The following is a 2078-nucleotide window of genomic DNA, read 5'->3' as shown; positions in this document are numbered from 1 at the left end:
ATCCACCCTGTGCTGCACAGGGTTTCAGCCCCACGTACCGGCTCGAAGGTGACGACACCGTCGACGACCCACAGGTCACGCTCCTCGTCGCCAGGAAGAACCACACCACGCAGATGCACACGAACCTCCAGACCTCGGCCTTGGCCCCAACCTACCGCCCGTGATCGGCCCACGCACCCGGGTCGGGCGCCGGGCAGGTCCGCCGCCGCCGGGGTTCGCCCTCGGCGGCCGGACCAAACAGCTAGCGGCCGGGCAGCGGACCATCGAGGAAGACCGTCATCGCCACGATCCGCGGCTCGTCGGCCGCGAAGTCGACGAAGGCCACCCCGCGCGCCGCGCCGATCCGCACACTCGCGCTGACCGTGCGCCCGGCGGCGATCAGCTTGTCCCACTCCATGTCTCGCGCGAGCTCGGCGAACTCCGCCGCGTCGACCGGACGCCCGGCGGGCAGCTCCACCGCCGCCCGCGCACCGAGCAGGTCCCGCACACCGGCCACATCGCCCGCGGCGGCGGCGCCGAACAGCCGGCCGACGACCCGTTTGCCCGTCGCGCCCACACCGCGCAGGCCCCGCATCATGCCCATCGCCCCACCGGCGCCCAGCTCGGTGACCAGTTGCGGGCCGAGCTTGCACCCGGCCAGCAGCCCGGACGGACCCGTGCCGAGCAGCCGCCGGATCATCACCGCCAGTTCCCAGTGCGCGGCCAGTCGCGCGATCCGCCAGCCGCCGCCGGATTCGATCAGGTCGTAGCGCAGGTGCATGGGCACGGTGACGGTGGCGCCGGTCGACATGGTCGTCTCGATGTGCAGGTCACGCACGACCGTGCGCCCGGCGACGAGGTCGCGCTCGACCCGGAAGACGATGGAGTTGGGCGCGATGAAGACGTTGTAGAACCGCGAGATCGCGTCGCGGCCGATGTGCTCGCGCGCGCCGTACGGATCGTGCACCGCGGCGTTGTCGACGAACAGGCCGACCCAGGTGTCCTTGTCGTGCGCTGCCACCGCGCGCGGTGACGCCTGCACCGCCGCCAGCAGGTCTTCAGCGGTCCGATCCAACGGCATGTAGGTCCTCCATAGTTACGCTCCCCCTGCCGGATCCATGATAGAACGTGTTCTAGTTTTACGTCGGCGATCGTGCCCGGCGTGCTGTCGGACAAAGGAATCTCGATGGACTGGTACACCGGGAACACCACCTACGACACGGTGCTGGCCATCGCCTTCGCCTTCGCCGCGTTCGTGATCGTGGGCGGGCTGTTCGCGCAGAGTCCCTACGGTCGCTTCGCCTCGACCTCGATCGGCTTCAATCTCAATCCCAAGCTGGGCTGGTGGTTGATGGAACTGCCGGCGACCGTCGTGTTCGCGGTGTTCTACTTCACCGGCCCCGACCGCTTCGAACCGGTGCCGCTGGTGCTGGCGGCGATCTGGCTGCTGCACTACGGCAATCGCGGCTGGTTCTTCCCGCTGTCGATCCGGCAGGTGCCGGGCAAGAAGAGCAGCTTCAACTTCTCGGTGGTCGCGGCCGGGGTGTTCGTGACCTCGCTGCACGGCTACCTCAACGGCGCGTTCTTCAGCAACGACTACAAGAATCAGTACGGCACCGCCTGGCTCACCGACCCGCGGTTCCTGATCGGGCTCGTCGTGTATCTGTGCGGATTCGCGCTGCTGGTGCGGTCCGAGGCGATCGTGCGCAACCTGCGCGACAAGGACAACCCCGGCGCCGCCGAGTACCGCATCCCGTTCGGCGGCGGCTTCCGGTTCGTCAGCAGCCCCGCCTACCTGGGCGAACTGATCGCCTGGGCGGGGTTCGCCATGCTCACCTGGTCGCTGGCGGGTGTGGCCATCTTCCTGATCACCGCGGGCAACCTGGTGCCGCGCGCCTTCGCGACGCACCGCTGGTACCGCGAGAAGTTCGTCGACTACCCCACGACCCGCAAAGCCCTGATCCCCGGCGTGATCTGACAACCCAGCCCCGCACAACCCGACCTCGAGGAGGGTCCCGCCGCGCAGCGGCGGGGGGGGGGGGGGGGGGCGGGCGCGCGGGGCGGCGGTCCGGGGAGAGGCGGAGACGACATCAGAGGAG

At 69.5% G+C, this 2078-nt stretch carries 2 protein-coding genes; one reads left to right on the top strand and one right to left on the bottom strand.

Features of this window, described 5'->3' with window-relative positions:
- Positions 1–241 precede the first annotated feature (241 nt).
- Positions 242–1060: a nuclear transport factor 2 family protein gene (locus ACFWPJ_RS31290; RefSeq protein ID WP_378856890.1), complete on the bottom strand. Its 819-nt coding sequence runs from the start codon at positions 1058–1060 to the stop codon at positions 242–244.
- Positions 1061–1165: 105 nt separating this feature from the next.
- On the opposite strand from ACFWPJ_RS31290, the gene ACFWPJ_RS31285 reads away from it, so the two are divergent.
- Positions 1166–1957, top strand: a complete 792-nt coding sequence (locus ACFWPJ_RS31285; protein WP_378856892.1) for a 3-oxo-5-alpha-steroid 4-dehydrogenase — start codon at positions 1166–1168, stop codon at positions 1955–1957.
- Positions 1958–2078: the final 121 nt, after the last annotated feature.

Source organism: Nocardia sp. NPDC058497, from assembly GCF_042720195.1.
Classification (GTDB): Bacteria; Actinomycetota; Actinomycetes; order Mycobacteriales; family Mycobacteriaceae; genus Nocardia.
This window is presented reverse-complemented; position numbering and strand designations above follow the sequence as displayed.

Bases quoted from the DNA above. Each gene is read 5' to 3' on its own strand.
- ACFWPJ_RS31290 (WP_378856890.1), bottom strand. From the start codon at position 1,060: ATGCCGTTGGATCGGACCGCTGAAGACCTGCTGGCGGCGGTGCAGGCG.
- ACFWPJ_RS31285 (WP_378856892.1), top strand. From the start codon at position 1,166: ATGGACTGGTACACCGGGAACACCACCTACGACACGGTGCTGGCCATC.